This is a genomic window from Streptomyces venezuelae ATCC 10712 (genome assembly GCF_008639165.1).
In the GTDB taxonomy this organism is placed as follows: Bacteria; Actinomycetota; Actinomycetes; order Streptomycetales; family Streptomycetaceae; genus Streptomyces; species Streptomyces venezuelae.
The window spans coordinates 1,634,806-1,661,252 of record NZ_CP029197.1 but is presented as its reverse complement, the minus strand read 5'-3'; the positions used below and the strand labels follow the sequence as shown (position 1 = coordinate 1,661,252).

General features: G+C 72.5%; 25 protein-coding genes. 13 read left to right on the top strand and 12 right to left on the bottom strand.

Going from position 1 to position 26,447, the window contains the following annotated elements; translation table 11 throughout:
- The 5 genes from DEJ43_RS07315 to DEJ43_RS07295 form a co-directional block, all read right to left on the bottom strand.
- Window positions 1–1,791, bottom strand: coding sequence for a glycoside hydrolase family 15 protein (locus tag DEJ43_RS07315; RefSeq protein WP_015032681.1), 1,791 nt, complete (start codon window positions 1,789–1,791; stop codon window positions 1–3).
- A gap of 34 nt (window positions 1,792–1,825) precedes the next feature.
- On the bottom strand, window positions 1,826–2,644 hold the full coding sequence (locus DEJ43_RS07310; protein WP_015032680.1) for an SURF1 family cytochrome oxidase biogenesis protein: 819 nt from the start codon (window positions 2,642–2,644) through the stop codon (window positions 1,826–1,828).
- 78 nt (window positions 2,645–2,722) lie between these two features.
- A complete protein-coding gene (locus DEJ43_RS07305) occupies window positions 2,723–2,956 on the bottom strand; it encodes a hypothetical protein (RefSeq protein WP_015032679.1) in 234 nt (77 codons plus the stop codon).
- 64 nt (window positions 2,957–3,020) lie between these two features.
- Complete coding sequence (locus DEJ43_RS07300) at window positions 3,021–4,013, bottom strand: DEDDh family exonuclease (RefSeq protein ID WP_015032678.1); 993 nt, start codon at window positions 4,011–4,013, stop codon at window positions 3,021–3,023.
- Window positions 4,010–4,735, bottom strand: coding sequence for a TetR/AcrR family transcriptional regulator (locus tag DEJ43_RS07295; protein WP_015032677.1), 726 nt, complete (start codon window positions 4,733–4,735; stop codon window positions 4,010–4,012). The genes DEJ43_RS07300 and DEJ43_RS07295 overlap by 4 nt, the downstream gene beginning before the upstream one ends.
- A gap of 96 nt (window positions 4,736–4,831) precedes the next feature.
- Between DEJ43_RS07295 and DEJ43_RS07290 the strand changes: the two genes are divergently transcribed.
- The 8 genes from DEJ43_RS07290 to DEJ43_RS07255 all read left to right on the top strand — a co-directional run bounded on the left by DEJ43_RS07290 (window position 4,832) and on the right by DEJ43_RS07255 (window position 12,480).
- Window positions 4,832–5,629, top strand: a complete 798-nt coding sequence (locus DEJ43_RS07290) for an acetoacetate decarboxylase family protein (RefSeq protein ID WP_015032676.1) — start codon at window positions 4,832–4,834, stop codon at window positions 5,627–5,629.
- Window positions 5,629–6,513 carry an SDR family NAD(P)-dependent oxidoreductase gene (locus tag DEJ43_RS07285; RefSeq protein ID WP_015032675.1) on the top strand — a complete coding sequence of 295 codons (885 nt, stop codon included), beginning with the start codon at window positions 5,629–5,631 and terminating at the stop codon, window positions 6,511–6,513. Before DEJ43_RS07290 ends, DEJ43_RS07285 begins: the two co-directional genes overlap by 1 nt.
- Window positions 6,514–6,523: 10 nt before the next feature.
- On the top strand, window positions 6,524–7,807 hold the full coding sequence (locus DEJ43_RS07280) for an amidohydrolase family protein (RefSeq protein WP_015032674.1): 1,284 nt from the start codon (window positions 6,524–6,526) through the stop codon (window positions 7,805–7,807).
- Entirely contained in the window at window positions 7,807–9,030 is a 1,224-nt protein-coding gene (locus DEJ43_RS07275; RefSeq protein WP_015032673.1) for an amidohydrolase family protein, read from the top strand. The genes DEJ43_RS07280 and DEJ43_RS07275 overlap by 1 nt, the downstream gene beginning before the upstream one ends.
- A gap of 42 nt (window positions 9,031–9,072) precedes the next feature.
- Window positions 9,073–9,786: a VIT1/CCC1 transporter family protein gene (locus DEJ43_RS07270; RefSeq protein ID WP_041663710.1), complete on the top strand. Its 714-nt coding sequence runs from the start codon at window positions 9,073–9,075 to the stop codon at window positions 9,784–9,786.
- Between the two features lie 136 nt (window positions 9,787–9,922).
- Window positions 9,923–10,777, top strand: coding sequence for a sterol desaturase family protein (locus DEJ43_RS07265; RefSeq protein WP_015032671.1), 855 nt, complete (start codon window positions 9,923–9,925; stop codon window positions 10,775–10,777).
- Window positions 10,774–11,418 (top strand): lysoplasmalogenase, encoded by a 645-nt coding sequence (locus tag DEJ43_RS07260; protein ID WP_015032670.1) that lies wholly within the window; start codon window positions 10,774–10,776, stop codon window positions 11,416–11,418. Before DEJ43_RS07265 ends, DEJ43_RS07260 begins: the two co-directional genes overlap by 4 nt.
- A gap of 18 nt (window positions 11,419–11,436) precedes the next feature.
- Window positions 11,437–12,480 carry a zinc-dependent alcohol dehydrogenase family protein gene (locus DEJ43_RS07255; protein WP_015032669.1) on the top strand — a complete coding sequence of 348 codons (1,044 nt, stop codon included), beginning with the start codon at window positions 11,437–11,439 and terminating at the stop codon, window positions 12,478–12,480.
- Between the two features lie 9 nt (window positions 12,481–12,489).
- Here the strand turns inward: DEJ43_RS07255 and DEJ43_RS07250 are convergent, their stop codons facing one another.
- Window positions 12,490–13,794, bottom strand: a complete 1,305-nt coding sequence (locus DEJ43_RS07250; RefSeq protein ID WP_051025846.1) for a CoA transferase — start codon at window positions 13,792–13,794, stop codon at window positions 12,490–12,492.
- Between the two features lie 108 nt (window positions 13,795–13,902).
- Window positions 13,903–15,441, bottom strand: coding sequence for a S8 family peptidase (locus DEJ43_RS07245; protein ID WP_015032667.1), 1,539 nt, complete (start codon window positions 15,439–15,441; stop codon window positions 13,903–13,905).
- A 273-nt stretch (window positions 15,442–15,714) separates the two neighbouring features.
- Here DEJ43_RS07245 and DEJ43_RS07240 point away from each other — a divergent pair, with 273 nt between their 5' ends.
- The 3 genes from DEJ43_RS07240 to moaA all read left to right on the top strand — a co-directional run bounded on the left by DEJ43_RS07240 (window position 15,715) and on the right by moaA (window position 18,882).
- Window positions 15,715–16,089, top strand: a complete 375-nt coding sequence (locus DEJ43_RS07240; RefSeq protein WP_015032666.1) for a DUF485 domain-containing protein — start codon at window positions 15,715–15,717, stop codon at window positions 16,087–16,089.
- Entirely contained in the window at window positions 16,086–17,726 is a 1,641-nt protein-coding gene (locus DEJ43_RS07235) for a solute symporter family protein (RefSeq protein ID WP_015032665.1), read from the top strand. Before DEJ43_RS07240 ends, DEJ43_RS07235 begins: the two co-directional genes overlap by 4 nt.
- A gap of 166 nt (window positions 17,727–17,892) precedes the next feature.
- Window positions 17,893–18,882 carry a GTP 3',8-cyclase MoaA gene (gene moaA / locus DEJ43_RS07230; RefSeq protein ID WP_015032664.1) on the top strand — a complete coding sequence of 330 codons (990 nt, stop codon included), beginning with the start codon at window positions 17,893–17,895 and terminating at the stop codon, window positions 18,880–18,882.
- A 47-nt stretch (window positions 18,883–18,929) separates the two neighbouring features.
- Here the strand turns inward: moaA and DEJ43_RS07225 are convergent, their stop codons facing one another.
- Together DEJ43_RS07225 and DEJ43_RS07220 are read right to left on the bottom strand one after the other, a co-directional pair.
- On the bottom strand, window positions 18,930–19,145 hold the full coding sequence (locus DEJ43_RS07225) for a hypothetical protein (RefSeq protein ID WP_041662214.1): 216 nt from the start codon (window positions 19,143–19,145) through the stop codon (window positions 18,930–18,932).
- A gap of 182 nt (window positions 19,146–19,327) precedes the next feature.
- Window positions 19,328–19,672, bottom strand: coding sequence for a DUF3099 domain-containing protein (locus DEJ43_RS07220; protein ID WP_015032662.1), 345 nt, complete (start codon window positions 19,670–19,672; stop codon window positions 19,328–19,330).
- Window positions 19,673–19,842: 170 nt separating this feature from the next.
- Here DEJ43_RS07220 and DEJ43_RS07215 point away from each other — a divergent pair, with 170 nt between their 5' ends.
- Entirely contained in the window at window positions 19,843–20,118 is a 276-nt protein-coding gene (locus tag DEJ43_RS07215; RefSeq protein WP_041662213.1) for a GlsB/YeaQ/YmgE family stress response membrane protein, read from the top strand.
- Window positions 20,119–20,193: 75 nt separating this feature from the next.
- On the opposite strand, the gene tyrS is transcribed toward DEJ43_RS07215, so the two are convergent.
- The 3 genes from tyrS to DEJ43_RS07200 all read right to left on the bottom strand — a co-directional run bounded on the left by tyrS (window position 20,194) and on the right by DEJ43_RS07200 (window position 24,514).
- Window positions 20,194–21,462 (bottom strand): tyrosine--tRNA ligase, encoded by a 1,269-nt coding sequence (gene tyrS / locus DEJ43_RS07210; RefSeq protein ID WP_015032660.1) that lies wholly within the window; start codon window positions 21,460–21,462, stop codon window positions 20,194–20,196.
- A gap of 54 nt (window positions 21,463–21,516) precedes the next feature.
- Complete coding sequence (locus DEJ43_RS07205) at window positions 21,517–22,908, bottom strand: metallopeptidase TldD-related protein (protein WP_015032659.1); 1,392 nt, start codon at window positions 22,906–22,908, stop codon at window positions 21,517–21,519.
- 82 nt (window positions 22,909–22,990) lie between these two features.
- On the bottom strand, window positions 22,991–24,514 hold the full coding sequence (locus DEJ43_RS07200) for a TldD/PmbA family protein (RefSeq protein ID WP_015032658.1): 1,524 nt from the start codon (window positions 24,512–24,514) through the stop codon (window positions 22,991–22,993).
- A gap of 208 nt (window positions 24,515–24,722) precedes the next feature.
- Here DEJ43_RS07200 and DEJ43_RS07195 point away from each other — a divergent pair, with 208 nt between their 5' ends.
- Window positions 24,723–26,390, top strand: a complete 1,668-nt coding sequence (locus tag DEJ43_RS07195; RefSeq protein WP_150253454.1) for a hypothetical protein — start codon at window positions 24,723–24,725, stop codon at window positions 26,388–26,390.
- Window positions 26,391–26,447 lie beyond the last annotated feature (57 nt).

Below are 26,447 nucleotides of genomic sequence, written 5' to 3'. Positions count from 1 at the left end.
CTATCCTGCCGGGTCCCGATCCTCCCGGGCCAGTGCGAAGGCCGTGCCCACCAGGCCGATGTGGCTGAAGGCCTGCGGGAAGTTGCCGAGCTGGCGGTCCGTCACCGGGTCGTACTCCTCCGCCAGGAGCCCCACGTCGTTGCGGAGGGCCACGAGCCGCTCGAAGAGCTCGCGGGCCTCCTCGGGCCTGCCGGTCAGCCGCAGGGCGTCCGCGAGCCAGAACGAGCAGACCAGGAAGGTGCCCTCGTCGCCCGGGAGGCCGTCCACCGCGCCCGAGTCGGTGCTGTAGCGGCGTACGTAGCCGCCGTGCAGCAGCTCGGCCATCACGGCGTCCACCGTGCCCACCACCCGGGGGTCGTCCGGCGGCAGGAAGCCGACCTGCGGGATCAGCAGGGTCGCCGCGTCCAGCTCCAGCGAGCCGTACGACTGGGTGAAGGTGTTCCGGGCGGGGTCGTAGGCCATCGCGCACACCTGTGCGTGGATCTCGTCCCGCATCGTCCGCCACCGCGCCGCGTCGCCCGGCAGTGAGGGGTCGGCCTCCAGGGTGCGGACCGCGCGGTCGGCGGCCACCCAGGCCATCACTTTGGAGTGGGTGAAGTGGCGGCGGGGCCCGCGGACCTCCCACAGGCCCTCGTCGGGTTCGCGCCAGGTCGACTCCAGGAAGCCGAGCAGGCTCAGCTGGAGGTTCCAGGCGTGCCGCTCGGCCGGGATGCCGGCCTCGCGCGCCCGGTGCAGCGAGTCCATGACCTCGCCGTACACGTCGAGCTGGAACTGGTCCACGGCCGCGTTCCCGGTCCGTACCGGCGCCGAGTCGGCGTACCCCCGCAGCCACGGCAGGGTCGTCTCGGGGAGTCGGCGTTCCCCGGCCGGGCCGTACATGATCTGCAGGTCGGCCGGGTCCCCGGCGACCGAGCGGAGCAGCCAGTCCCGCCAGGCGCATGCCTCGTCGACGTATCCGGCGGCGAGCAGCGCGCCGAGGGTCAGGGAGGAGTCCCGCAGCCAGCAGGCGCGGTAGTCCCAGTTCCGCACGCCGCCGACCTCCTCGGGGAGGGAGGTGGTGGGGGCGGCCATGATCCCGCCGGTCGGGGCGTAGGTGAGCGCCTTGAGGGTGATGAGGGAGCGCAGCACCGCCTCCCGGTAGGGGCCCTGGTACGTGCAGCGGGCCGCCCATGCGCGCCAGTCAGCGAGCGACTGCTCCAGGGCCTCGTAGGGGTCGACGAGGTCGGGGCGGGGTTCGTGCGAGGGATGCCAGGTCAGCACGAAGGCGACCTTCTCGCCGGCGGCGACGGTGAACGAGGAGCAGGTGGAGAACTGCTGGCCCCAGGTCTTCACCGGCGGCTCGCTGCGCAGCCAGACCGCGTCGGGACCGGCGACCGCGACCCGGTGGCCGTCGGAGCGGCGCATCCAGGGCACGACCGAGCCGTAGTCGAAGCGCAGCCGCAGCACGCCGCTCATCTCGACGCTGCCGCTGAGGCCCTCGACGATCCGCATCAGGTCGGGGGCGCGGTCCCGCTGCGGCATGAAGTCGGTGACCTTGACCGTGCCCGTACGGGTCTCCCAGTAGGTCTCCAGGACGAGGGAGTCCTCCGCGTACCGGCGGGTGGCGCAGGTCGTGGCGCCCTTGGGGGCGAGCCGCCAGTGGCCGTTGTCCTCGTCGCCGAGGATCGCGGCGAAGCAGGCGGCGGAGTCGAAGCGGGGCAGACACAGCCAGTCGACCGATCCGTCGCGGCCGACGAGTGCGGCGGTCTGGAGATCGCCGATGAGGGCGTAGTCGTCGATACGTTGCGTCACGCTTTGGGCTGTTCCCGGATGTGGCGCCGGTCAATCAGCGGGACGGAGTGGCCTGGATCGCGTCCGCGTCCCGATCGGGGTTCTCCGGGGCCTCGGGGGCCTCCGCTGCGGCCTGCTGGTCACGCTTCTCCCGGCGGACCAGGATCACCCAGCCGACGGGCACGCCGGCCGCGAAGAGCCACCACTGCACGGCGTACGCCATGTGGGCGCCGATCGAGTCGTGGTCGGGCGCGGGGATCGGCTCGGGGGTGCCGCCGGCGGGCTCGGGAGCGATCAGTTCGAGGTAGCCGCCGAGGACCTCGCGGCCGATGAGCTCGGCCTGCTGCCGGCTGTTGATCAGCATGACCTGGCGGTCGGGCAGGCCCTTCAGGTCCTTGATGCCGCTGGCGCCGGTCGTCTCGTCGGCCTTGAGGCGGCCGGTGATGGTGACCTCGCCCTTGGGGGCGGGCGGCACCGGCGGGTAGGAGTGCTGGTCGGCGGCGGCCTCCACCCAGCCGCGGTTGACCAGGACGGTCTTCCCGTCCCGGAGGACCAGCGGGGTGAGGACGTGCACGCCCACCCGGTCGTCGGAGGAGGTACGGCGCCGGACCACCACCTCGTGGGCGGTGTCGAAGGTGCCGGTGGCGGTGGCGGGCCGCCAGTAGTCGGAGCGCGGGACCGTGTGCCCGGGGGAGGTGAGCTCCTCGACCGGGACCGGCTTCGCCGCGATGCTGTCCGCGATCAGGGAGTTCTGGGCGACCCGGCGTTCGTGCCGGTGGAACTGCCAGAAGCCCAGCTCGATCATCGTCGGGACGAGGACGAGTGCGATGAGGGTGAGGATCACCCACTGCCGGGACAACAGGAAGCGGTACACCCCATGACCGTACAACTCGGTCCATGGGGTGCACGCACGGGGGGTTCGGCTCGACCGGGCGAGCCGAGGATCGTTTCCTCAGACCCTGTCGACGATGCCCACCTTTCCCTCCGCGCGGGCGCAGTGGCCGCCGCAGTACCAGCTGCCGTCGACCTCGACGCCCTGTCCGATGATCTGGACCCGGCAGTGCTCGCAGATGGGCGCCATGCGGTGGATGGCGCAGGCGAAGCAGTCGAAGACATGGATCGCGCCCTGTGCATGAACCTCGAAGGACATGCCGTAATCGTTTCCGCAGACCTCACAACGTGCCATGCGCCACAGGGTGGAGCCCCCGGCGGGCGTGCGCAGCTCGGCACGCCCGCAGGGGCGGGGGGTGTCACCCGTCTGCCGGGGCCACGTCCCTCAGGAGCTGGGTGTAGGCGGCCTCGTCGACGATCGGCGTGCCGAAGGACTTGGCCTTGACGGTCTTGGAGGTGGCGGAGTCCGGGTCGTTGGTGACCAGCAGGCTGGTCAGCCGGGAGACGCTGCCGGCGACATGGAGTCCGGCGTCGACGGTGCGGTCCTCCAGGAGCTCGCGGTCGACGGAGGTGTCCCCCGAGAACGCCACCCGCATGCCCTGCTTGAGAGGTTTGTCCGTCTCGTACCGGCCGGGGTTGGGGTACGGGCACGGCGGACGCTTCCGCGAGGGACGCCAGCTGCCGGCCCGGTACGAGGAGCCGTACGGGGACGAGGCCTGCTGCCCGATCCGGGGCCGCTCGGACGAGGAGGCCCACTCGGTCAGCGGCCGGCACTCCAGCAGCGGCAGCCTGACGTTCCGCTCGGCCGCCGCGTGCAGACTCGGCCGGAACGCCTCGGCGAGCACCCGCGCGTCGTCGAGCGCGTTGTGCGCGCGCTGCTGCACGACGCCGAAGTGCGCGGCGAGCGACTCCAGCTTGTGGTTGGGCAGCGGCAGCGACAGCTCCTTGGCGAGCGCGATCGTGCACAGCCGCTGCCGCACCGGGGCGGCGGACTCCGCGCGCGCGTACTCCCGGGCGATCATCTGCCAGTCGAACATGGCGTTGTGAGCGACGAGCACCCGCCCGTCCAGCCGGGCCGCGAACTCCGCCGCGATCTCCGGGAAGAGCGGCGCGCCCGCCAGGACGTCGGTGGTGAGCCCGTGGATCCAGACGGGTCCCGGATCGCGCTCGGGGTTGACGAGGGTGTACCAGTGGTCCTCGACGTTCCCCTGGGCGTCCAGCCGGTAGACGGCAGCCGACACTATCCGGTCGTCGCGGGCGAGTCCGGTGGTCTCCACGTCGACGACCGCGTACCCCTGCGGGTAGGCGGCCGGCCACGTCGCTGCTGTCGTACGGTCGTCAAGCACGGTCAATGAGAATACGGCCCACGACCGACCCCTCCGTCCCCGGTGTCCCGCTCCGGGTCCCCGACGGGCCGTCCACCGGCCGGGGCGGTCGGCGCGGCCGGGGCGTTCCCGGGGGTCAAAAGCCCGTCCACCAGGGCGCGTACGGAGGTGGTGAAGAGCCGCTCCGGGTCGATCGGGGCGGCCAGGGCGCGGGTGAGAGCCGGGTCCGGCGGGTCGGTCGTGGCGGTCTGCCAGAGCTCCACCTCGGCCGGGGACTGGACCGGGGCCCGTTCGCGGTTGCGCTCGACCAGCACGTGGCCGACGACCTGGATCTGCACCGCCCGGACCGCCTCCGCCGCCCGCGCGCCGCGCAGCCCGGCCGCGTGCACCTCCTGGGCCAGGGTGCGCTGGGCGGGCAGGAACATGCGTTCCGTCAGACCCCGTTCGTGGACCATCGCCACCAGGTGCGGGCGCGCCCGCAGCTCCCGGCGCAGCGCGCGGGCCACCGAGACGATCCGGGCGGCCGGCGTGCGGCCGCGCGCGGTGATCGCGGCGAGGTCGGCGACGGTCCGCTCGACCAGCGCGTCCAGGAGGGACTCGCGGTTGCCGACGTGCCAGTAGATCGAGGTGACCGCGGTGCCGAGCTCGGCCGCGAGCTTGCGCATGGTGAGGGCGTCCGGACCGTGCTGCTTCACCAGGGCGGCGGCGGTCTCCAGGACCTCCTCCCGGGTGAGTGCGGTGCGCGCCATCCGGTCCCCCAACTCTGTCGCGTGCACGGGTCTTTACCCTTCATCGCCGCCGGTGTAACTCTGTTACAGACCCGACCCCCTGAAGGGTGGTACGTCATGGCACGAGTACGGTACGGGGCGCGCACCGACGCCGAGATCACCGCGGCCCGGACGAAGAGCGCGAAGCTCCCCGACATCTGGTCCACCGGAGTGGTCGCCGTCTGGGAGACCGATCCGGACGTGGTGGCGGCCGTTCTGCCGCCCCCGCTCAAACCCACCGAGCGGCCCCTCGTCCGGGCCAACATCTCCCGGGTCGACCTGCCCGGCTACCCCCTCGGCGCCGGCTCCGTGGCCGTCGCCGCCGCCCACGGCGACCGCGAGGGCTGGTACCCGCTGGTCATGCCGATGACCCACGAGCGGGCACTCGTCGGCGGCCGGGAGGTCTTCGGCGAGCCCAAGAAGCTCGGCGACGTCGTCGTCGAGCGCGAGGGACTCGTGGTCCGCGCCGCGCTCGGGCGGCACGGCATCGACTTCGTCGAGGTGCGCGGCGCGGTGTCCGGCCCGCTGCCGCTGCCCGAGCCCGCCGAGAAGACCGACTTCTACTTCAAGTTCCTGCCGGGCGTCGACGGCACCGGCTTCGACGCCGAACCCGTCCTCGTCCACTGCGTCCGCAACGAGAAGGTGCGCAGGCTGGAGCGGATCACCGGCGACGTCGTCCTGCGCGAGTCCATGTACGACCCGGTCGCCGACCTGCCGGTCCGCCGGATCGTCGAGATCACCATCGGCGAGAAGACCACCGACCAGAAGGGCACGGTCGCCGAACGCGTCTCCGCCCGCGCCCTGCTGCCGTACATCCACCAGCGGTACGACGACCCGCAGCAGATCCTCGACGGCCCGCCGGAAGGGAGCGTGTGATGAAGCTGCGCGCGGGACAGGTCGCCGTCGTCACCGGCGCGGCGAGCGGCATCGGCCTCGCCATGGCCCGCCGCTTCGCCGCCGAAGGCCTCGCCGTCGTCCTCGGCGACGTCGAGGAGGGCCCGCTGGCGGAGGCCGCCGACGAGCTGATGGAGGGCGGGGCGCAGGTCCTCGCCCGGACGGTCGACGTCTCCGACGCCGACCAGGTCCGGGCGTTCGCGGACGCCGCGTACGAGACCTTCGGCGCCGTCCACGTCCTCTGCAACAACGCGGGCGTCGGCTCGGGCGCCGAGGGCCGCATGTGGGAGCACGAGCCCAACGACTGGAAGTGGGCCTTCGCGGTCAACGTCTGGGGCGTCTTCCACGGCATCCAGGCCTTCGTCCCCCGCATGATCGCGGGCGGCGAACCCGGCCACGTCGTCAACACCTCCTCCGGCGACGGCGGCATCGCCCCGCTGCCCACCGCCTCGGTGTACGCGGTGACCAAGGCGGCCGTGGTCACGATGACCGAGTCGCTCTACGCCCATCTGAGGGCCGAGCACGCGCGCGTGGGCGCGTCCGTGCTCTTCCCGGGGCCCCACATGCTCCGCACCGGACTCTGGGAGTCGCACCGCAACCGGCCCGAGCGGTACGCCAAGCAGCGCCCGCGCAAGACCCCGTACCGCAGCCTCGACCAGTGGGAGGCCGCCATGAAGGAGGCCGGACACGAGGTCGCCTTCACCCCGGTGGAGGAGGTCGCCGAGCACGTCGTCGACGGCATCCGCGCCGACCGCTTCTGGATGCTGCCGGAGAGCGAGCACAGCGACCGGCAGATCACGGCGCGCTCGCGGTCGATGCTCGACCGCTCGAACCCGTCGTACCTGGAGAACTTCATCCTCGACTGAGGGGGCCCCGATGGCCGATCCGAACGACCCGTATCTGATCATCTCCTCCGACTGCCACGCCGGGCTGCCCACCGAGGAGTACCGGCCCTACCTCGACTCCCGCTTCCACCGCGCGTTCGACGAGTTCCTCGCCGGCCGCGAGGCGCGCCGGGAGGCCATGACCCGGCTCGGGGTCCGCAACGAGGCCTTCGCGAACAAGTGGTTCAGCGACAACGAGGAAGGGCTGCGGGGCGGCTGGGACGCCGGGCAGCGGCTCAAGGAGCTCGACGGCGACGGGGTGGCGGCCGAGGTCGTCTTCCCCGACGCGGACGCCGTCGACAGCCAGACCGCCGCGCCCTTCGGCGTCGGCCTCGGCCTCTCCGGCGACCAGGACCCGGAGCTCGGCATGGCGGGCGCGCAGGCGCACAACCGCTGGCTCGCCGAGTTCGTCGGGCAGAATCCCGAGCGGCACTGCGGGGTGGCGCTGCTGCCGATCACGGCCGAGCCCGCGAAGGTGGTCGCCGAGATCCACCGGGCCAAGGAGTCGGGCCTCGGGGCGCTGATGATCCCCTCCATGTGGGTGGACAAGGAGCCGTACCACGACCGGCGCTACGACCCCGTCTGGGCGGCCGCCGCCGAGACCGGGATGCCGCTGGTCACCCACTCCGGGGCGGCGCCGCGCGAGGAGTACGGCGACCACCTCGGCATCTACGTCTCCGAGGTCACCTGGTGGCCGGCCAGGCCGCTCTGGTTCCTGCTCTGGTCGGGCGTCTTCGAGCGGCACCCCGGGCTGCGGTTCGGCGTCGCCGAGTCCGGCTGCTGGTGGCTGCCGAACCTGCTCTGGTTCATGGACCGGCTCTACCTGGGCGCGCACGGCGGCAAGAAGCTGTCCCCGTTCGCGGAGCTGCGGCGGCCGCCGAGCGAGTACCTCGACCGGCAGGTCTTCATCTGCGCGACCAACACCAAGCGGCGGGAGCTCGCGCAGCGGTACGAGATCGGCGTGGACAACATCCTGTGGGGCTCGGACTTCCCGCACCCGGAGGGCACCTGGCCCACCACGCGCGCGTGGCTGCGGAACACGTTCCACGACATCCCGGTGGCGGAGACGCGGCGGATGCTGGGTCTCGCGGCGGCCGAGGTCTTCGGATTCGATGTCCAGAAATTGGATCCGATCGCCAGGCGGATCGGTCCCACCCCCGCCGACCTCGGCCAGCCCGCCGACCAGGCCGCCGTGGAGGCCTCCTGGGCCCGCTCGCGCGAGGTCGGCAGGCACTGGCTGACGGACCACGACTTCCCCGCCCTGGGGGTGAACTGATGGACCGCTACACGGTCGTGTCGGCCGACTGCCACGCGGGCGCCGACCTCCTGGACTACCGGCCGTACCTGGAGAGGAAGCACCACGAGGCCTTCGACGCCTGGGCCGCCGGCTACGTCAACCCGTACGAGGACCTGCTCGCCGACACCGCCGACCGGAACTGGAACTCCGAGCGCCGGCTGCGCGAACTGGAGGCCGACGGCATCGTCGCCGAGGTCGTCTTCCCGAACACGATCCCGCCGTTCTTCCCCAAGGCCTCCCTGATGGCCCAGCCGCCCACCGCGGCCGAGTACGAGCTGCGCTGGGCCGGGCTCCAGGCGCACAACCGCTGGCTGGCCGACTTCTGCGCGGCCGCGCCGGGCCGCCGGGCGGGCGTGGCCCAGATCCTCCTCAACGACGTGGACGCGGCGGTCGCCGAGATCCGCCGCGCCCGCGAGGCGGGCCTGACCGGCGGCATCCTGCTGCCCGGGGTGCCGCCGGGATCGCCCGTGCCGGACCTGTACTCGGAGGCGTACGACCCGATCTGGGCGGTCTGCGCCGAGCTCGGCCTCCCCGTCAACCACCACGGCGGCTCGGCGTCCCCGCCGCTCGGCGACGAACCGGCGGCCCGGGCGGTCTTCATGGTGGAGACCACCTGGTTCTCCCACCGGGCGCTGTGGCACCTGGTCTTCGGCGGCGCGTTCCGGCGCCACCCGGGGCTCAAGCTGGTCCTGACCGAGCAGGGTTCGGGCTGGATCCCGGGCGTGCTCGACATGCTGGACTACTACCACGGGCGGCTGGTGTCGGCGGTGACGAAGGCCTCCACCGCGGAGTCGAAGTTCGGCGCCGGTCTCGCCGAGGCCATGGGCAAGGGCCCCAGCGCGGTCTGGCGCGACAACTGCTTCGTCGGCGCGAGCTTCATGCGCCCCCACGAGGTGCCGCTGCGCGACCGGATCGGCCTCGACAAGATCATGTGGGGCAGCGACTACCCGCACGACGAGGGCACCACCCCGTACTCCCGCGAAGGCCTCCGGATCGCCTACGCGGGACTGCCGAAGGAGGAGGTCGCGGCGATGGTCGGCGGCAACGCGGCCCGCGTCTACGGCTTCGACCTGCCGTACCTGGACTCCCTGGCGGCCGTCCACGGTCCGGCGGTCGAGGAGATCGCCGAACCCCTCAAGGAGGTCCCCGCCGGGGCCACCAGCCCGGCCTTCGCGCCGGGCGGGTCGGTCCGCGTCTGGTGACCCGCCGGGTGCGAGGCTCCTGGGGTGACCGACGCTCCCCGGGTGACCGACGCACCTGAACACGACGAGGCCCACGGCGGCGGCCTCGGCTCCCGTCTCAACTGGCTCCGGGCCGCGGTGCTCGGAGCCAACGACGGGGTCGTCTCCACCGCGGGCCTCGTCGTCGGCGTCGCCGGCGCCACCGAGTCCCAGGCCGCGCTGCTCACCGCGGGCCTCGCGGGACTGCTCGCCGGATCGATGTCGATGGCGGCGGGGGAGTACGTCTCGGTCTCCACCCAGCGCGACTCGGAGAAGGCCGCGCTCGCCCAGGAGAAGCGGGAACTGCGCGAGGACCCGGAGGCGGAGCTCGCCGAACTGACCGGCCTCCTGGCCGCCCGCGGCCTCTCCGCCGACGTGGCCCGCGAGGCCGCCGAGCAGCTCACCGCCCGCGACGCGCTGCGGGCCCACGCGCGCGTGGAGCTGGGCATCGACCCGGACCAGCTGACCGTGCCCTGGCACGCGGCCGCCGCCAGCTTCCTCGCCTTCACCGTCGGCGCCCTGCTCCCGCTCCTCGCGATCGTGCTCCCGCCGGCCTCCGCCCGGCTCTGGGTCACCGTGGTCTCCGTCCTCGCCGCCCTGACGCTCACCGGCTGGTGGAGCGCCCGCCTGGGCGCCGCCCCCGCCGGCCGGGCCGTCCTGCGCAACGTGGCCGGCGGGGCCCTGGCGATGGCGGTCACCTACGGGGCGGGATCGCTGCTGGGGGCGACGGGGGTCTAGGAGGGCCCTGCCGATCGGGCAGGGCCGGCGGTCGTGCCTTGTCGGAAGGTGCCAAAGCCTGCTGACAACTCGTCTCGCATACTTGTCGGTAACACCGTCTAGCCGCACCCCCGCCCCCGCCCCTACCGTCGTCGGCATGCCGAACCTGCCCGACGTCGTGCTCTGGTCCATACCGGCGTTCGTCCTGCTGACCGTCCTGGAGATGATCAGCCACCGCATCCACCCCGACGAGGACGCCGCCGGGTACGAGACCAAGGACGCCGCCACCAGCATCGGCATGGGACTCGGCAGCCTGGCCTTCGACGCGCTGTGGAAGATCCCCGTCGTCGCGCTCTACACCGCCGTGTACGAGCTGACCCCGCTCCGCGTCCCCGTCCTCTGGTGGACGATCCCGCTCATGCTGCTCGCCCAGGACTTCCTCTACTACTGGCAGCACCGCGGACACCACGTCATCCGCGTCCTCTGGGCCTGCCACGTCGTCCACCACAGCAGCCGCAAGTTCAACCTCAGCACCGCCCTGCGGCAGCCCTGGACCGGCGTCACCTCCTGGCCGTTCTACCTGCCGATGATCGCGCTCGGCGTGCACCCGGCCGCCGTCGCCTTCTGCTACTCGGTCAACCTCGTCTACCAGTTCTGGATCCACACCGAGCGGATCGACAAGCTGCCCCGGCCCTTCGAGTACGTCCTGAACACCCCCTCGCACCACCGCGTCCACCACGCCTCCCAAGGCGGCTACCTGGACCGGAACTTCGGCGGCATCCTCATCGTCTGGGACCGGATGTTCGGCTCCTGGACCGGCGAGACCGAACGGCCCGTCTACGGCCTCACCAAGAACATCGAGACCTACAACCCGCTGCGCGTCGCCACCCACGAATACGCCGCCATCGCCCGCGACCTCCGGGCCGCGCACGACTGGCGCGAGCGCGCAGGCCGGGTCTTCCGGGGCCCCGGCTGGCAGCCCGCCGAGGCCACCCCGGAGCGCACCGCGTGACGCCCCTCCCCGGCCGGACGCCCGGCGCGCTGCTCGCCCTCTTCTGGCTCGCGGCCGCCGTCGACCTGGGCTCCCTGCTCTGCGGCGCCGAGCTCGGCCACCAGATCGCCAAGCCGCTCCTGATGCCCCTGCTCGCCGGGTACGCCCTCACCCGGGGCGCCCCCAGGCCGCTGACCGCCGCGCTCCTCCTCGGCTGGGGCGGCGACGTCCTCCTGCTCTCGGACGCCGACGGGACCTTCCTCGTCGGCATGGCCTCCTTCGCAGCCGGGCACGTCTGCTACCTGGCCCTCTTCGGACGCCGTCGTACGTCCCCGGTCCTCGGCGCCCTGTACGCGGCCGTCCTCGTCGGCACCGTCGTGCTCCTCTGGCCCGATCTCCCCGCCGACCTGCGCGTCCCCGTCGCCGGGTACTCGCTGCTCCTGACCGCCATGGCCTACCGGTCGAGCTCCCTCGGGCCGGTCGCCGGACTCGGCGGCGCCCTGTTCCTGCTGTCCGACACGCTCATCGCCACCGGGGTGGCCGAGTGGCCCCAGCTGCCGGTCCCGGACTTCTGGGTCATGCTGACCTACATCGCGGCGCAGTACCTGCTGACGGCGGGAGCGCTCCGCGCGATGTACGGTGAACGTCGTACAACCGTCTGACAGCAAGGACCGTCCGCCATGCGCGCCACCACCATCCACGCCCCGTTCGACATGCGCGTGGAGGACGTGCCCGACCCGGTGGTGCAGGACCCCACCGACGTCGTCGTCCGAGTCCTGCGCGCCTGCGTCTGCGGCAGCGACCTCTGGGCCTACCGCGGCGAGTCCGCCCGGCAGCCCGGCCAGCGCATCGGCCACGAGTTCCTCGGCATCGTCGAGGCCGCGGGCTCCGAGGTCACCGGCTTCACCGCGGGCGACCTCGTCGTCGCCCCCTTCGTCTGGTCCGACGGCACCTGCGACTACTGCGCCGAGGGCCTCCAGACCTCCTGCCCGCGCGGCGGCTTCTGGGGCTCGGTCGGCTCCGACGGCGGCCAGGGCGAGGCCGTCCGCGTCCCCTTCGCCGACGGCACCCTCGTCAAGCTCCCCGCCGACGCCGCCTCCGACGACCGGCTCCTCACCGCGCTCCTCGCCCTCTCCGACGTCATGGGCACCGGCCACCACGCCGCCCTCGGCGCCGGCGTCCGCGCGGGCTCCACGGTCGCCGTCGTCGGCGACGGCGCCGTCGGCCTCTGCGGCGTCCTCGCCGCCAAGCGCCTCGGCGCCGAGCGGATCATCGCGCTCGGCCGCCACACCGCCCGCACCGACATCGCCCGCCGCTTCGGCGCCACCGACGTCGTCGCCGAGCGCGGCGAGGCCGCCGAGGCCGCCGTCCGCGAGCTCACCGGCGGCCAGGGCGCCCACGCCGTCATCGAGGCCGTCGGCACCGAGCAGTCCATGCGGACCGCCGTCGCGATCTCCCGCGACGGCGGCTCCATCGGCTACGTCGGCGTCCCGCACGGCAGCGGCACCGGACTCGACCTCTCCGTCATGTTCGACCGGAACATCGCCCTGCGCGGCGGAGTCGCCCCGGTCCGCGCGTACATCCCCGAGCTGCTCCCGGACGTCCTCGACGGCACCATCGACCCGTCCCCGGTCTTCGACCTGACCGTCGGCCTCGAAGGCGTCCCGGGCGGCTACAAGGCCATGGACGAGCGCACCGCGCTCAAGGTCCTCGTCAAGCCGTAGGACGGGGGGTCACGCCGGACTCGCCCACGCGGGGGCGTCGGCCCCCGCCAGGCCCGGCGGGCGCGACCAGGAGGACGGCCCGCCCTCGTACGACACCGGGGACAGCGCGTGCCGCAGCCGCCCCAGCGGGCCGTCCGACTCCGTGAGGTACCGCTCGGGCTCGTACCGGGGCAGGGCGTGCGTCAGCCAGTGGCCCGTCTGCGCCAGCGCGAGCCGGACGAGCCGGGTCCCGCCCTCCCGGTCCTGCTCCGTCAGCGACCGCAGCACCGCCGCCGCGAGCAGATAGCCGGTGCCGTGGTCCAGGGCCTGCGCGGGCAGCGCGCCCGGCTCCTGCGGCGAACCCTCGGTCACCCCGATGCCGGTCGCCACCTGGACCAGGCTGTCGAAGCCGCGCCGCTCGCCCCACGGCCCGTAGTCGCCCCAGGCGGAGAGCCGGGCGGTGACGAGGCCGGGGCGGTGCAGGCCGAAGCGGTCGAGGGCGCCGGGCCGGTAGCCGGTGACCAGCACGTCGGCGGAGTCCAGGAGTTCGTCGAAGGTCCGCCGGTCGGACGGCCGCTCCAGGTCGAGCGCGGCCGTCCGCTTGCCGACGTCCGTGTCCGCGTGCTGGTCGGGGAGTTCGGGGTTGCCCGGCGGGTCGATCCGCAGCACGTCCGCGCCGAGCAGCGCGAGCGTCCGGGTCGCGACCGGCCCGGCGATCACCCGCGTCAGGTCGAGCACCCGCAGCGGGCCGGTACGGCGCCGGGGCGGGGCCTCGTCGAGCCGCTCCTGGCTCAGCAGCGGCCGCGCGGCGACCTCCCGGCCCTGCGGGTGCGCCGCCCACTGCGCGGGCGTGCGCAGGGCGACGGCCAGGCCCCCGGCCGCGTACACCGCCGTCTCGACGTCGACGGCCTTCCGCCCGGCGACCGCCGCCGCGACGGCCTCCACGGACCCGTCGGGCACGCCGAGGGCGGCGAGCAGCGCGGCGCGGTGGTGCGGGTAGTTGGCGTGGGTGCGGACCCAGCCGTCGGCGGCCCGCCAGAACCGGGAGAGCGGCGCGAAGTTCACCGGGGCCCGCCCGTCGACCCGCAGATGACGCTCGCTCACGAAGGCGGTGGCGACGGCCCCGTCGTCCACCCGTACGGGACCGGGCAGACCGGCCCGCTCGACGGCGGCGAGTCCGGCGACGGCCACCGCCGCCCTGGCGAGGTCGAGCACGGGCAGCCGGGCCGGCAGCAGTCCGCCGGGTCCGCCGTACTCCACCCGGTCCACCAGGGCGGGATCGCCGCCGAGGGCCGACCACAACAACTCCGTACCGGTGCGCACTGTGTTGTCCATGACGGCAGTGTGGCACTCAGTGCCATGCGCAAGGGCCCTGGTGTGGCGCACCCCACCAGGGCCCCTCGTCCACTCGTGCGCCCACTAGCCGACTAGCGGACTGGCCGACTAGCGGCGGACGGCGTCCAGCGCGTCGATCAGACCGGCCCCGTAGAAGCCGTTCTTGTTCTTGCCGCCCTCGCAGACGGCGTCGATCTTGCCGTCGCCCTCGATGTCGTACGGGTTGGTGCAGGCGAGCTTGTCGGCCTGCGCGTACAGCAGCGCCTTGAGCGCGGCCGGGCTCGCGTACGGGTGCGTCGACTTGATCAGGGCCAGGACACCCGCCGCGTGCGGCGAGGCCATCGACGTACCGGCCTTGTAGTTGTAGCCGCCGTTGACCGTGGTCGACAGGATGAGGCCGTTGTTCGCGGGGGCCTCCGGCGCCTGGTACTGGGTGCGGTCACCGCCGGGGGCGGCGATGTCGATGACACCGAGACCGTAGTTGGAGTACGAGGACTTCAGGTTCTTCGCGCCGGTCGCGGAGACCGTCACGACGCCCGGGAGCATCGCCGGGTAGTCCAGGCACTCCTTCGGGTCGATGACCCGGTCGCCCGGCGTGGTGTCGTTCGGGCTGCTGTTGTCGAGGATCTCGTCGGCCGCCAGGTCGAACTTGGAGTTGCCGGCCGCCGCGACGTTGACCGTGCCCTTGCGCTCCGCGTAGCGGGTCGCCCGGGTGACCGCCTCGATGAGGGCCTTCTGGTCCTCGTCGTTCTTGCAGGCGAACATCCACGGGTCGGTGTAGTAGCTGTTGTTCGTGATGTCGACGCCGTGCTCGGCCGCCCACACGAAGCCGCAGACCACGGCCTCCGTGTAGAAGAAGCCGTCCGGGGTGGACACCTTGATGCCGGAGACCTTGACGCCCGGGGCGACACCGGTGATGCCGATGCCGTTCTTGGCGGCCGCGATCGTACCGGCGACGTGCGTCCCGTGGTCGCTCTCGCCCGGGTTCGGACGCCACGAGCCCGCCGTCGTGTCCGGCTTGCCGGAGACGCAGTTGGCCGAGGCCTTGGCGTCGAAGTTCGGCGCCAGGTCCGGGTGGGTGTCGTCGACACCGGTGTCGATGACACCGACGGTGACGCGCTTGCTGCCCAGCGTCCGCTGGTGGGCCTTGTCGGCCTTGATGGCCGGCAGGTCCCACTGGAGGGGCTCGAGGGCGTCCTGCTCGTCCGTCGCGCGGGCGGCGGCGGCCTTGGCCTCGGCCTCGGTCAGCGCCTGCGAGCCGCCGCCGACCGAGTTGTCGGTCTGCACGGAGAGCGGGGCGGTACGGGTCGAGCCGGCCGACACCACGCCGCGGGCCTTGCGGATCGTCTTCGCGAACTCGGGGTTCTGCGAGTGGACGACGATGACACCTATCTGGTCGTACGAGATGACCACCTCGCCGCCCGCGGCGGCGATCGCCTTCTTCACCGAGGCGGCGGTCCAGCGGCCACCCGCGACGTTCACGACGTACGACAGCTTCGGGCCGTTCGTCGCCACCGTCGCCGCCGGAGCGTCACTCAGTTCCGCGGCGGAGGCGGCGCCGGAGGGAAGGAAGCCGAGCGAGGCCGTGAGCGCGAGACCAACCGGCAGAGCGAGAGCTCGGCCGCGCCTCGATCCCAGATGAGCCATGGGTTCTCCACATCATCCGTATGTACTGTCCGCGCGCGGGTTTACGCGCGGACAGGTGCATGACGAGTGAAGCTATCGCTGATCTTCCATGCCCTTCAATGAGTTGAGAAGACTTCATGAAGATCTGACCGAAGAAATCCCCCGCGTGAACCACTTCCCGTTCCGCTCCGTGCCGTTGGACAGGGGAGGGGCTCCAGACGGCGCCCCTGTTCCCGCACCCCTGGTGAGGCCCCCTTGACCATGCCGTCCGCCCCCGCGTCACGAGGAGATTCCGTGGCTACCGAAGCACCGCCGCCGCCCAGAGACGGGACGGGGTCCGCATCCGCGCCCGCGTCGCCCACGACGGAACAGTTCGTCGAGGTGCAGGAGGGCGAGGAGTTCGGCGAACTGCGCCGCACGTACCGCTCCTTCGCCTTCCCGCTCACCCTGGCCTTCATCGCCTGGTACCTGCTGTACGTGCTGCTCTCCAACTACGCGGGCGGCTTCATGGGCACCAAGGTCTTCGGCAACATCAACGTGGCGCTCGTCCTCGGCCTCGGCCAGTTCGCCACCACCTTCCTCATCGCCTGGCTCTACTCGCGGCACGCGGCGAACCGGCTCGACCCCAAGGCCGAGGCCATCAGAGAGCGCATGGAGGCCGACGCATGAGCACCCCCGTCCTGCTCGCGGCGGGCAACGCCACCAGCGAGCACCGGCCCCTGATCATGGCCCTGTTCGGCGCCTTCGTCCTGGCGACCCTGGTCATCACCGTCTGGGCCGGCCGCCAGACCCGCAGCGCCGCCGACTTCTACGCCGGCGGAGGCCAGTTCACCGGCTTCCAGAACGGCCTCGCGATCTCCGGCGACTACATGTCCGCCGCGTCCTTCCTCGGCATCAGCGGCGCCATCGCCCTCTACGGCTACGACGGCTTCCTCTACTCCATCGGCTTCCTGGTCGCCTGGCTCGTCGCCCTGCTCCTGGTCGCCGAACCGCTGCGCAACTCCGGCCGGTTCACGATGGGCGACGTCCTCGCGTACCGGATGCGCCAGCGGCCCGTCCGCACCGCCGCCGGCACCTCCACCATCGTCGTCTCGATCTTCTACCTGCTCGCGCAGATGGCCGGCGCGGGTGTGCTCGTCTCGCTGCTGCTCGGCATCACCAGCGACGGCGGCAAGATCGGGATCGTCGCCCTCGTCGGCGTCCTGATGATCGTCTACGTGACGATCGGCGGCATGAAGGGCACCACCTGGGTGCAGATGGTGAAGGCCGTCCTGCTCATCGCGGGCACCCTCCTCATCACCTTCCTCATCCTGCTGAAGTTCGACTTCAACCTCTCCCAGCTGCTCGGCGCCGCAGCCACCAACAGCGGCAAGGGCGACGCCTTCCTGGAGCCCGGCCTCAAGTACGGCATCTCCGGCGTCTCGAAGCTCGACTTCATCTCGCTCGGCATCGCCCTCGTCCTGGGCACCGCCGGCCTGCCCCACATCCTGATCCGCTTCTACACGGTGCCGACCGCCAAGGCCGCCCGTAAGTCGGTCAACTGGGCCATCGGCATCATCGGCGCGTTCTACCTGATGACGATCGTCCTCGGCTTCGGCGCCGCCGCCCTGCTCAGCGGCGACACCATCAAGGCGTCCAACAAGGCGGGCAACACGGCGGCACCGCTCACCGCCCTGGAAGTCGGCGGCGGCGCCGACTCCACCGGCGGCGCGATCCTGCTCGCCGTCATCTCCGCCGTCGCCTTCGCCACCATCCTCGCCGTCGTCGCCGGTCTCACCCTCGCCTCGTCCTCGTCCTTCGCGCACGACATCTACGCGAACGTGATCAAGCGCGGCAAGGCCACCGAGAAGGAGGAGATGCGGGCCGCCCGCTGGTCCACCGTCCTCATCGGCATCGTGTCGATCGCCCTCGGCGCCCTCGCCCGCGACCTCAACGTCGCCGGTCTGGTCGCCCTCGCCTTCGCGGTCGCCGCCTCGGCCAACCTGCCGACGATCCTCTACTCGCTGTTCTGGAAGAGGTTCACCACCACGGGAGCGCTCTGGTCGATCTACGGTGGACTGATCTCCTCCGTCGTCCTCGTGCTCTTCTCGCCGGTCGTCTCCGGCGGCCCGGCCTCGATGTTCAAGGGCGTGGACTTCCACTGGTTCCCGCTGGAGAACCCCGGCCTCGTCTCGATCCCGCTCGGCTTCCTCCTCGGTTGGCTCGGCTCGCTCCTCTCCAAGGAGGAGCCGGACGCGGGCAAGTACGCGGAGCTGGAGGTCAAGTCCCTCACCGGCGTCGGGGTCGCCGCCGCGGTCAAGCACTGACCGGAACGGAGCCGGACGCACACGCTCCGCAGCGATCCGCCGGCCGCGTCGTAGAGTTCTACGACGCGGCCGCGCCGGTCCTCGTGACAATCTGCCCTGCTCGTTGTCCGAGGGCTCACGTAGGCTCGAACCACACGCCGACACACGAACGGGGAGGGGGCCCACAGTGCTCATCGACACCTTTGGCCGCGTGGCCACCGACCTGCGCGTCTCGCTGACGGACCGGTGCAACCTGCGCTGCACGTACTGCATGCCGGAGGAAGGTCTCCAGTGGCTCGCCAAGCCGGACCTGCTCACCGACGACGAGATCGTCCGGCTGATCCGCATCGCCGTCACCGACCTCGGCGTCACCGAGGTCCGCTTCACCGGCGGTGAGCCGCTGCTGCGTCCCGGACTCGTCGGCATCGTCGAGCGCTGCGCGGCCCTGGAGCCCCGCCCCCGGATGTCCCTCACCACCAACGGCATCGGACTCAAGCGCACCGCCGCCGCCCTGAAGGCCGCCGGACTCGACCGGGTCAACGTCTCCCTGGACACCCTGCGCCCCGACGTCTTCAAGACCCTCACCCGGCGCGACCGCCACCAGGACGTCCTCGACGGCATGGCCGCCGCGCGCGACGCCGGCCTCACCCCGGTCAAGGTCAACGCCGTCCTGATGCCCGGGCTCAACGCCGACGAGGCCCCCGACCTCCTCGGCTGGGCGATCGCGGAGGGTTACGAGCTCCGCTTCATCGAGCAGATGCCGCTGGACGCCCAGCACGGCTGGAAGCGCGACGGCATGATCACCGCCGGGGACATCCTGGACTCCCTGCGCACCCGCTTCACCCTGACGCCCGAAGGCTCACAGGAGCGCGGCTCGGCGCCCGCCGAGCGCTGGGTCGTCGATGGCGGCCCGCACACCGTCGGGGTCATCGCCTCCGTCACCCGGCCGTTCTGCCGGGCCTGCGACCGGACCCGGCTCACCGCCGACGGCCAGGTGCGGACCTGTCTGTTCGCCACCGAGGAGACGGACCTGCGGGCCACGCTCCGCTCGGACGCCTCCGACGCCGAGGTCGCGGAGATCTGGAAGAAGGCGATGTGGGGCAAGAAGGCCGGCTCCGGTCTCGACGACCCGAGCTTCCTCCAGCCCGACCGCCCGATGTCGGCGATCGGCGGCTGAAACCCTAGGCCGGCGCCCGGATCCGGGCGCCGGGCGGCCCGGCGTCCTCAGGCCTCGTCGGACTCCCAGTCCGCCAGCGGCACGACGTCCTTGAGGAAGCCCCGTACCCCCAGGAACTGGGACAGATGCTCGCGGTGCTCCTCGCACGCGAGCCAGGTCTTGCGGCGCTCGGGCGCGTGCAGCTTGGGGTTGTTCCACGCGAGGACCCAGACGGCGTCGGCGCGGCAGCCCTTGGCGGAACAGATCGGCTTCTCTTCGCTCACCTGATCATTGTCCAGCAAGGGCGATGCCGGGCAGCCACGGGGGGAGCTGCCCGGCATCGGTCCGTCGCTCCGACGGGGGATGCGGAGCGCGTAGGCAGTATGTCACGGCACATGGGGTGCGGTGCACCGGAACTTCATGATTGATCTGAGCTTTTCTTGAGGTTTCCGGCCACTGTCCGTGATCAATTCCGGCCGTACGGTCGCTCCGCGTCCCCGCCCGCCGAGGTCTCGCCGGCGCCGAGCGCGGGCCGCACCGGAGCCGGCACGAAGGTCGAAGGGAGCGACGGAGCCGTCTCGCGGCCCGCGTTCGCGATGACCACGGCGATGTAGGGGAGCAGGATGCCCAGGGCGAGCGCCACGATCGCCACGTGCCGCTCGACGTTCCACAGCACCGCGGCCGCGATCACCGAGAGCGTCCGGACGGTCATCGAGATGACATAACGCCGCTGCCGTCCCCGGACGTCGTCCGCGAGCCCCTGCCGGGCCCCCGTGATCCGGAAGACCTCGCTCCCGCCACGCTTCGCCATCGCCGTCCACCACCCACCGGTCGCGCCGGACCCTCCCCGGTCCGGACCTCGCTCCCACCGTACGCCCGCCCCTGTGCGCCGACGAGACCGGGGCACGGATGGAGCTGTCCGACATGCGCCGTATGGCGGATGGGCCGAGACTGGGCGCAGTTGCGTACAAGGAGGCGACGATGAGTTGGTTGTGGGCGATCATCGTGGGATTCGTCCTCGGACTGATCGCGAAGGCGATCCTTCCCGGGAAACAGCAGATCCCGCTCTGGCTGACGACCGTGTTCGGCATTCTCGGCAGCGTGCTCGGCAACGCCGTCGCGACCTGGATCGGTGTCAACGACACCAAGGGCATCGACTGGACCCGCCACCTGCTCCAGCTGATCGGCGCCGTCGCCGTGGTCGGGGTGGGCGACATGCTGTGGGCCTCGATGAAGGGCAACAGACGGCGGGCCTAGCACCGCGGGAACGGCTGGGAGGCCCGGTACGGCACTGCCGTACCGGGCCTCCCGCACGTCCGGGGCGCTATGCGATCACGCGCCGGCGAACTCGATCGCCGCCAGGTTCTTCTTGCCGCGCCGCAGCACCAGCCAGCGCCCGTGCAGCAGCTCCTCCGCCGACACCTCGGCGTCCTCGGCGGTGACCTTCACGTTGTTCACGTACGCCCCGCCCTCCTTCACCGTGCGGCGCGCCCCCGACTTGCTCGGGGCGAGACCGACCTCGGTGAACAGGTCCACGACCTGGCCCAGCTCGGTGACCCGCGCGTGCGGCAGCTCCGAAAGGGCGGCGGCCAGCGTCGCCTCGTCGAGCTCGGTCAGCTCGCCCTGGCCGAACAGCGCCTTGGAGGCGTTGATGACGGCCGCGCACTGGTCCGCGCCGTGCACCAGCGTGGTCAGCTCCTCCGCCAGCGCCCGCTGCGCCGCGCGCGCCTGCGGCCGCTCCGCGGTCTGCGCCTCCAGCTCCTCCAGTTCCTCGCGGGACTTGAAGGAGAGGATGCGCATGTACGTCGAGATGTCCCGGTCGTCCACGTTCAGCCAGAACTGATAGAACGCGTACGGCGTGGTCATCTCCGGGTCGAGCCAGACGGCGCCGCCCTCGGTCTTGCCGAACTTGGTGCCGTCCGCCTTGACCATCAGCGGGGTCGCGAGCGCGTGGACCTCGGCGCCCGGCTCCAGGCGGTGGATCAGGTCGAGCCCGGCCACCAGGTTGCCCCACTGGTCCGAGCCGCCCTGCTGGAGGGTGCAGCCGTAGCGGCGGTACAGCTCCAGGAAGTCCATGCCCTGGAGCAGCTGGTAGCTGAACTCGGTGTAGCTGATGCCCTGCTCGGACTCCAGACGGCGGGCGACGGAGTCCTTGGTCAGCATCTTGTTGACCCGGAAGTGCTTGCCGATGTCCCGCAGGAACTCGATCGCCGACATTCCGGCGGTCCAGTCCAGGTTGTTCACCATGACCGCGGCGTTCTCCCCCTCGAAGGAGAGGAACGGCTCGATCTGCGAACGCAGCCGGTTCACCCAGTTCGCGACCGTCTCGGGGTCGTTCAGGGTGCGCTCGGCCGTCGGCCGCGGGTCACCGATCTGCCCGGTGGCCCCGCCGACCAGCGCCAGCGGCCGGTGCCCGGCCTGCTGGAGCCGGCGGACGGTGAGGACCTGGACCAGGTGGCCGACGTGGAGACTGGCCGCGGTCGGGTCGAAACCGCAATAGAAGGTGACGGGACCGTCCGCGAGAGCCTTGCGCAGTGCGTCCTCATCGGTGGACTGGGCGAAGAGCCCACGCCACTTCAGCTCGTCGACGATGTCGGTCACGTCGTCCGTCTCCTCGTGATGCGTGCGGGTAAGAGTCGTCCCAGTCTAGGTGGGTCAGACTCCCTTGCTGACCGAGCTCATGTTGAAGTCCGGGATCCGCAGGGCGGGCATCGCCGCCCGGGTGAACCAGTCGCTCCACTCGCGCGGCAGCGTCTTCTCCGTCCGGCCCGCCTCCGAGGCCCGCGACAGCAGGTCCACCGGCGACTCGTTGAACCGGAAGTTGTTCACCTCGCCGACCACCTCGCCGTTCTCGACGAGGTAGACGCCGTCCCGGGTGAGCCCGGTGAGCAGCAGCGTCGCCGGGTCGACCTCGCGGATGTACCAGAGGCAGGTGAGGAGCAGCCCGCGCTCCGTGGCGGCGACCATCTCCTCCAGGGAGTGCTCGCCCCCGCCGTCCAGGATCAGGTTCCCGGCTCCGGGCGCCACGGGCAGGCCGGTGAGTTCCGCCGTGTGCCGGGTGGTGATGAGCCGGTCCAGCGTCCCGTCCCGCATCCAGTCCGTCGGCGCGATCGGCAGACCGTTGTCGAAGACCGAGGAGTCGTCGCCGGAGGAGTGGGCGATCACGAACGGCGCGGACTCCAGGCCCGGCTCGTTCGGGTCGCTGCGCAGGGTCAGCGGCAGCGGGGAGAGGGTCTCGCCGAGCCGGGTGCCGCCGCCGGGCTTGGAGAAGACCGTCCGGCCCTCCACCGCGTCCCGGGCCGTGGAGGACCACAGCTGGTAGATCAGCAGGTCGGCCACGGCCGTCGGCGGCAGCAGCGTCTCGTACCGCCCGGCGGGCAGCTCGATCCGGCGCTCGGCCCAGCCGAGGCGGGTCGCGAGCTCCGCGTCGAGGGCGGCCGGGTCGACGTCCTTGAAGTCCCGGGTCGAGCGGCCCGCCCAGGCGGAGCGGGCGCGGTCGGGCGACTTGGCGTTGAGCTCCAGGGTGCCGTTCGGCTGGTCGTGGCGGAGCCGCAGGCCCGTGGACGTCCCCAGGTAGGTGGAGGTCAGCTCGTGGTTGGCGAAGCCGTAGAGCTCCCGGCCACCCGCCCGGGCACGGGCGAAGGCCTCGCCGAGCGCCGGGGCGAAGTCGGCGAACACGGCGGAGGAGGTCTCCGCCGGCGCGTCCGTGAAGTCGGGGGACGAGGGCACGTCCGTCACCAGCGGCTGGGCGTCCTCGGCAGGCCCGGCGGCGCGCGCGGCGGCCTCGGCGGCCCGCACCAGCGGCTCCAGGTCGTCCACGGTCACCGCGGACCGGGAGACGACGCCGGACGCGGTGCCCTGCGCGCCGTCGACGGTCGCGATGACCGTGAGCGTACGGCCCCGGGTGACGCCGTTGGTGGTGAGCGCGTTGCCCGCCCAGCGCAGATTGGCCGAGGACTCCTCGTCGGCGATGACGACACACCCGTCGGCGCGGGACAGCTCAAGGGCCCGCTCGACGATCTCGTACGGCTTGCTGACGCGGCTCATCGCCCGGCCTCCTGCGTCGTGTTCAGGCTGTGCTCGCCCGGGGGACGACCCCCGGACCCCCAGCAGATGTCGTGGCTGACGCTCATCGCCCGGCCTCCTGCGTCGTGTTAAGGATGTTGACGCCCCGGAAGAGGGCGGAGGGGCAGCCGTGGGAGACCGCGGCGACCTGGCCCGGCTGGGCCTTGCCGCAGTTGAAGGCGCCGCCGAGGACGTACGTCTGCGGGCCGCCGACCTGCTCCATCGAGCCCCAGAAATCGGTGGTCGTCGCCTGGTAGGCCACGTCCCGCAGCTGGCCGGCGAGCCGGCCGTTCTCGATGCGGAAGAAGCGCTGCCCGGTGAACTGGAAGTTGTAGCGCTGCATGTCGATCGACCAGGACCGGTCACCGACCACGTAGATGCCGCGCTCCACGCCCCCGATCAGGTCCTCCGTCGACAGACCGCCCGGATCCGGCTGGAGCGAGACGTTCGCCATCCGCTGCACCGGCACGTGCGCGGGGGAGTCGGCGAACGCGCAGCCGTTCGACCGGCCGAGGCCGGTGAGCTTCGCGATCCGCCGGTCCAGCTGGTAGCCGACGAGCGTGCCGTCCTTCACCAGGTCCCAGCTCTGCGCCTCGACGCCCTCGTCGTCGTACCCGATGGTCGCGAGGCCGTGCTCGGCGGTCCGGTCACCCGTCACGTTCATGATCGAGGAGCCGTACGCCAGCTTGCCCAGCTGGTCGAAGGTGGCGAACGAGGTGCCCGCGTACGCCGCCTCGTACCCGAGGGCCCGGTCAAGCTCGGTCGCGTGCCCGATCGACTCGTGGATGGTCAGCCAGAGGTTCGACGGGTCGACGACCAGGTCGTACCGGCCCGCCTCGACGCTCGGCGCGCGCATCTTCTCGGCGAGCAGCGCCGGGATCTCGTCGAGCTCCTTGTCCCAGTCCCAGCCGGTGCCGGTGAGGTACTCCCAGCCGCGCCCGACCGGCGGCGCGATCGTCCGCATCGAGTCGAACTCACCGGTCGTCTCGTCGACGGCGACCGCCGTGAGCTGCGGATGCAGCCGGACGCGCTGCTGGGTGGTCACCGTGCCCGCCGTGTCCGCGTAGAACTTGTTCTCGTGCACGGTGAGCAGCGAGGCGTCCACATGCGCCACGCCCTCCGCCCCCAGCAGCCGGGAGCTCCAGTCGGCGAGCAGCGCGCTCTTCTCCTCGCCGGGGATGGAGAAGGGGTCGATCTCGTACGAGGAGATCCAGGTGCGCTCCTCGTGCACCGGCTCCGCCGCGAGCTCCACCCTCTCGTCCGACCCGGCCGCAGCGATCACCTTCGCCGACAGCTTCGCCATGGCGACCGCCTGCGAGGCGACCTTCGCGGCCCCGTCCATGGTCAGGTCCACGCCGGACGCGAAGCCCCAGGCCCCGCCGTGCACCACCCGCACCGCGTAACCGAGGTCCGTGGTGTCCGAGGAACCGGACGGTTTGGCGTCACGCAGCCGCCAGGAGGCGCTGCGCACCCGCTCCAGACGGAAGTCGGCGTGCTCGGCACCGAGCGCGCGCGCTCGGGCGAGCGCCGCGTCGGCGAGCGCCCGCAGGGGCAGCGCGACGAACGAAGGGTCGATCTGATGGACCACGAGCGGCCTCGCTCTCGGTGATCGGAAGGCGGTGGGTGCGGCGGTTGATCTGTTCCGGAAGTCAATCACGGGACGGGCCGCCGAGTCGGCGCATTGTTGTGCGCCCGTCGCGGAACCGCCCCAACGCGCCCTCACCCACCGCGTATTGGGGCATCGGAATAGAGCGTTGGCATAGCCCCCGGGTTGATGGGATGAGATGATCGACGCCATGCACGGGTGGGTGAACGGAGTCAGGTCCTGGCTGTCGGCGCTGGACGAGGACGCACTCAGATCCCTGCTGACCTGGCACCAGTGCTTACGCGGCGACAGACACGCCCACACGTCGGACCGGCCCCCGCGCCCCACACCCCCCTCACGGCGGGAACTGCACACGGCCCGGGTGCGCCTCGCCAAGGCCCAGCAGGGACAGCTGACGAGCATCGCCGCCTGCGGTCTCGTATGGGCCGTCAAAGCACTCCACACGGAGTACGGCTTCTCCCAGCGGGCCCTCACCGAGCCCACCCTCGACGAACTCCTCGCCATGCTCCGGGTGCTCGACCCGCCGCTCGCGCGCTGCGCCCTCTACGGAATGCTCCTGCCCGGCACCAGCCGACTGCCGGTGGGACCGCTGGCCCGGGAACACGAGGCCGCGTTACAGGCCGCGGCGGACAGCGGCCCGCCGCCCGACGCACACGCGATTGGCCCGCGCTTCGAGGCCCAGGAGGCCCCGCCGGAACCCCCGGACGACTCCCGGAGCTTCGCCCCGTCCGGCTCCGGCCTTCCGACCACGAACCCCGACTGTGAGGATGCCGCCTCCGTGCCCGCTCCCGGCCCCGACCCCCTGGTCGACCTTCCCGCGTCGCTCGCCCGGCTGACGGAGGACGGCGCCCGGCTCGCCGCCGTCCTGCGCGCCGCCGCCGACGCCGTCGAGGCCGGCCCGCTGCCCGCCGACGCCCCCGGCGAGGGGCTCGCCGCCTGGACGGAGGGCCGCGCCCGGCTCGCCGCGGCGCTCGCCGCCGAGGGCTTCGTCTGGGAGCCGGACCTCGGATACGCCGACGCCGGGGCCGGGCTGGCCCGGGTCCGGGAGGCCCGGGCCGAACAGATCGACGCCCTGCGCCGCAAGGCGAGCCGCTACGCCGAGCTGTTGGAGTGGGCCGACGACGAGGAGGAGGCCGCCGACCTCCGCCGTCACCTGGAACGCATCGAGACCCAACTGCGCGAACTCGACGCCCCGGCGGGGGAGGCCCCGGCCGGCCGGACCGAGCACGGCACCGGCGACGCGACCGCGATGACGGGCGGCGGCCGGGTCCGGGTGGGCGCCTCCGCGATCGAGGCGGTCCGCCGAGCCGTGGAACCCCCACCCCCGACCCCCCTGCTCACCCACCCCACCCCGCCGCAGGGCGCCGCCCCGCCGCAGGGCGCCGCGCCCGCGCGGACCGCCGCACCGGCCCAGGGCGCCGCGGCGACGCAGGGCGGAGGACCCGCACAGGCCTCCGCACCCACCCAGAGCACCGCACCCGCGGAGGCCTCCGCCCCGGCGCAGGGCGCCGCGCCCGCCCAGGCCCCGGCGCAGGGCGCCGTGCCCACGCAGAGCACCGCACTCGCGCAGGGCGCCGCCGCGGGGCGGGGCGGCGGGTCCGCGCCGACGTCCGGGTCCGCGCACCCCTCCGTGCCGGCCCAGGGGACCGCTTCCACTCAGGCCGCCCCGCCGGCCGAGTGTGCCGGGCCCACCCAGGGCGCCGTGCCCACGCAGAGCGCCGCGTCCGCGCAGGGCGCCGCCCCGGCCCAGAGCGCCGCACCCGCGGAGGCCTCCGCCCCGGCCCAGAGCGCCGCGTCCGCCCAGGCCTCCGCCCCGGCGCAGAGCACCGCGCCCGCCCAGGCCTCCGCCCCGGCGTAGACCGCCGCGCCCGCGCAGACGCACGGCTCCGCCGCCGCGCCCCCGCAGAAGCCCGCC